The organism is Kitasatospora sp. NPDC002551 (genome assembly GCF_040296005.1).
GTDB lineage: Bacteria > Actinomycetota > Actinomycetes > Streptomycetales > Streptomycetaceae > Kitasatospora.
The window spans coordinates 1-4,164 of record NZ_JBEOWI010000138.1; the positions used below are offsets into that span (position 1 = coordinate 1).

The window sequence follows — 4,164 nt, forward strand, 5'->3', positions numbered from 1 at the left end:
CACGCCCTCCCGGTCGGTGGTGTGATCGTCCGAGAAACGACGGTCACCCGTCGCGTCCGGCACGTACTTCACACAGACAACGATCCTCAAGCTCACGGCCTGTCTCCTGTACTGGTCTCGTCCGGCGGCTGCGGTCGTGCACGCGGGCGCGCCTACGGCTCGCACCCGCTCCCGGCAGCGTGTTCCCGTGCCGGTCCGGAACTTCCTGGCAGCATACTCGCCAGTAGCCCGGCGGTCACTACTCGCCAGTAGCTTACGCCGGACGGTCCCGGCCGGGTGCCCCGCTGGCCCCCTCGGCAGCCCCGGGAAGGCCTCCGGTCCGACCCGGACCGCGGGACGGCCGCGCCGCCGTCAGAGCCATCCTGCCCCAGCCCACCCCCGACTCCACCCGAGGGGGCCGCCCTCGCGCCACCGGAGTCGCCCCGGGCCGCCCCGCGCGCCCCCGCCCGCACCCCGGCGCCCGCGCCGAACGGCCCCCGCGCGGGCTCAGACCGCCGCGCCCAGCGCCGCGATCACGTCCGCCCTCCGCGGCTGCCCCGCCGCCCGCCGCACCACCCGGCCGCCGGCGTCCAGCACCAGCACGGTCGGCGTCCGCAGCACCTCCAGGCGCCGCACCAGCTCCAGCCGCTCCTCGGCGTCCAGCTCGACGTGCGCCACACCGTCCACCATCCCCGCCACCTCGGCCAGCACCCGCCGGGTGGCCCGGCACGGCTGGCAGAACGCGGTGGAGAACTGCACCAGCGTCGCCCGCTCCCCGAGCGCCTCCCCCAGCTCCTCCGCCGACAGCCGCACCGCACCGTCCCTCGCCCGCACCCGCACTCTCCCGTCCCGCCTCGCCCGCGCCGGGCCTTCCCGGTCGTCCCCTCAGTCTGCGCCACCCCGCCGCCCGACCGGCCGGCCCGGGCCGGCCGCCGGAAACCGACCGGACGCCCGGGCGGGAAAAGTTCCCGTACCGGCTCATCACACACATCACACCGCCGGATCGGACCCCGGTGGCACGCCTCAGGTGACAGCGGGTGCCCGTTCGGGGGATCATCTCCGTGTATCGCCCGTGGCCGCCGCGGTGTGCCGTGCCCCCGGTCGGCCCCACGTACGGCACGCGGGTCCCCGCCGTACCGGGCCGCGAGGCCCGTCGAAGTCAGGACTGACCGTGGCAGAGCTCGTGTACCCGCCGGTGATCGGCGCCGCGCTGACCGTCTTCCGCGCGCTCGACGTGCGCATCAGGATCGTCGGCGCCGAACACATCCCCGCCAAGGGCGGGGCGGTGCTCGTGAGCAACCACATCAGCTACCTCGACTTCCTCTTCGCCGGCCTCGGCGCCTACCGCGGCGGCAAGCGCAAGACCCGCTTCATGGCCAAGGACGACGTCTTCCGGCACCGCGTCTCGGGCCCGCTGATGCGCGGCATGAAGCACATCCCGGTCGACCGCACCGACGGCCAGCCCGCCTACGAGGCCGCCGTCCGCGCCCTGCGGGCCGGCGAGGTGGTCGGCGTCTTCCCCGAGGCGACCATCAGCCGCTCCTTCATGCTGAAGAAGTTCAAGACCGGCGCCGCCCGGATGGCCGCCGACTCCGGCGCCCCGCTGCTCCCCGTGGTCCTCTGGGGCACCCAGCAGCTGTGGACCAAGGGCCGCCCGAAGACCCTCACCAAGCGGCACGTCCCGGTCACCATCATGATCGGCGAGCCGATCGTGCTGAAGCCCGAGGACAAGCCCGTCATGGTCACCCGACGGCTGCGCGCCGCGATGTCCGAGATGCTCGACCAGGCCCAGCGCGAGTACCCGGGCAAGCCCTCCGGCCCCGACGACACCTGGTGGCTGCCCGCCCAGCTCGGCGGCACCGCGCCCACCCTGGAGGTCGCCGAGGCCGAGGACGAGGCGGAGGCCACCGCCAAGGCCGAACGCCGCGCCGCCCGCGGCTGAACCGCGCCCACGAACGGACGACTCCCCGTCCCCGAGCGGACGCGGAGCGTCGCGTGTCGCCCCGTTCCATCCGCCCCGATCTGACACAGTGACAGCTCCTTCGGGGGGCTCGCGCCCGGCCTCGCCGGACGGATCGGAGACGGAGATGAGACGCGGATGACCCGCACACGGACACGGCTCTCAGGCACCACCGCCATCCACCGCACCACCACCAGGGCCCGCACCCGCCACCGCGCCGGTGCGGGCCTGCTGCTCGCCGGGACCCTGCTCACCGGCTGCGGCGCCCAACCCGGCGAGATCCCGCTCAGCGAGATCCGCGCCGAACCCTCCACCACGCCGCCGGCCGCCGAACCGGCCGTCGCCACCGCCGCCCCCGACGTGGTGGGCGCCGCCGCGGCCACCCCGGCCGTACCGGCCGCGCCGACCGCCCCGCCGGCCCGCAACGGCCTCATCGCCGCCCGGGTCTTCCTCGACCAGGACCACCTCACCAGCGCCATCTTCACCGTCTCCGCCGACGGCAAGACCCGCCAACAACTCACCCGGCCGGCCGAAGAGACCCGCGACGACCACCCCTCCTGGTCCCCCGACGGCACCACCCTCGCCTTCGACCGCACCGGCGGTGACTCCCCCGGCCGGATCTGGACCGCCGGCGCCGACGGCGGGAACGTCCACCAGCTGGGCTCGCTCTGCGAGGCCGGCGCCCCCGACTGCCTCAACGAGAAGGAGACCACGCCCGCCTGGTCCCCCGACGGCAAGCAGCTCGCCTTCACCCGCAGCTGGGGCAGCACCGACCCGACGACCGATCAGATCCAGTACAGCGATCTCTACGTCATCGCCCCCGACGGCACCACCGCCCAGCGGCTCACCTTCCTCACCAACGACACCCCGTACTCCGGCGTCGTCACCGATCCGGCCTGGTCGCCCGACGGCAAGCAGATCGTCTTCTCCTACCGCACCAGCGCCACCGGCCAGCCCGCCAACGGCCGCGCGCTCCACATCGTCAACGCCGACGGCACCGGCCTGCGCCGCCTCACCCCCTGGGAACTGCGGGCCGGCGAGCGCGCCAACTGGTCCCCCGACGGCAGCCGCATCGTCTTCACCACCTACCCCGACGGCGCCGACAACGCCCCCGGCGGCGGCATCTACACCGTCCACCCCGACGGCACGGCCGTCGAAGCACTCACCCCCGGCCCGTCCGACACCACCTACGGCATCGCCTCCTACTCCCCGGACGGCACCGCGATCGCCTTCTCCCAGGCCCCCGCCGGCGGAACGTCCGAGCTCTACACCATGCGTGCCGACGGCACCGGCGCCGCCCGGGTCACCGACACCCCCGGCCGCGGTGAGGGCCGGCCCAACTGGGGAGTGGCCCAGCCGGCGGGCTGACGCCGGACGGCGGCCCGGCCGGCGCCCGCTCAGGCGGGCGTCGGCCGAGCCGTCAGATCCCCCTCCCGGAGCTTCGACTGCGCCCGTTTCATCAGCTCCTCGCCCAGCGAACGGGCGTGCGTCTCACAGGTGTTCACCGCCTTCGCGGCCTCCGCGTCGGCCGTGCTGCCCGCGTAGCACTCCAGCTCCACCCGGACGACCAGGTTCCCGTCGACGAACGCGCCCTTCCAGACCAGGTCCTTCCGCGTCTCGTCCCGCACCACGACGCGGTAGCCGGCCTCACCCGTCGAAGCCGTCTCCTCGAACCGCCTTCGCGCGTCCGGAGACAGCGTCTCCGTGGGCGACTGGGCATTGTGGAGCCCCGCCTGGTACCAGCCGAACGCGACCAGCGCCTTGTCGTAGGTGCGGACGTCCATCGTCAGGTTCCAGTACTCGTCGCGCTCGCCGCCGGTACTCTCCGCCCGGCACGAGCGCCACGCCCCCTCGTCGGCCGCGCCCGGCGGCCCGTTCGAGGCACGCCCCTCGCTCTCACTCCCCGGCAGGCCCACCCGCCCGATCTCCTTACAGAGATCATCGGGTGTCCGATACCACCCCGCGGGCGACTTCGCCTCCTGGCCCTTCCCGTCGCCGCCGCTGCTGCACGCCGTCAGCGCCACCAGCACCCCGGCAGCCCCGAGCATCGCCGCAGCCTTACGATTACCGGTTCTCGTCATCACCGCGCCAGAGTAGAACTGACGGGCCGTCACCACCAGGGGGTTCGCCAAACGCAGAGAACCCCCGCCGGAATACCGGCGGGGGTTCTCTCACAATTTGTTCGGCGGCGTCCTACTCTCCCACAGGGTCCCCCCTGCAGTACC

4 protein-coding genes and 1 pseudogene are annotated in these 4,164 nt (G+C 74.0%); 2 read left to right on the top strand and 3 right to left on the bottom strand.

From position 1 onward, the window contains the following. Positions 1–96 (bottom strand): annotated as a pseudogene (locus ABT093_RS40440) (electron transfer flavoprotein subunit beta); the annotation flags it as partial. Positions 97–486: 390 nt separating this feature from the next. Next, positions 487–819 carry a TlpA family protein disulfide reductase gene (locus tag ABT093_RS40445; protein WP_350572510.1) on the bottom strand — a complete coding sequence of 111 codons (333 nt, stop codon included), beginning with the start codon at positions 817–819 and terminating at the stop codon, positions 487–489. Positions 820–1,150: 331 nt separating this feature from the next. Between ABT093_RS40445 and ABT093_RS40450 the strand changes: the two genes are divergently transcribed. Next, on the top strand, positions 1,151–1,921 hold the full coding sequence (locus ABT093_RS40450; protein WP_350572511.1) for a lysophospholipid acyltransferase family protein: 771 nt from the start codon (positions 1,151–1,153) through the stop codon (positions 1,919–1,921). 156 nt (positions 1,922–2,077) lie between these two features. Next, on the top strand, positions 2,078–3,307 hold the full coding sequence (locus tag ABT093_RS40455) for a beta-propeller domain-containing protein (RefSeq protein WP_350572512.1): 1,230 nt from the start codon (positions 2,078–2,080) through the stop codon (positions 3,305–3,307). Positions 3,308–3,336: 29 nt separating this feature from the next. Here ABT093_RS40455 and ABT093_RS40460 read toward each other — a convergent pair whose 3' ends face one another. Then, positions 3,337–4,071 carry a hypothetical protein gene (locus ABT093_RS40460; protein WP_350572513.1) on the bottom strand — a complete coding sequence of 245 codons (735 nt, stop codon included), beginning with the start codon at positions 4,069–4,071 and terminating at the stop codon, positions 3,337–3,339. Positions 4,072–4,164 lie beyond the last annotated feature (93 nt).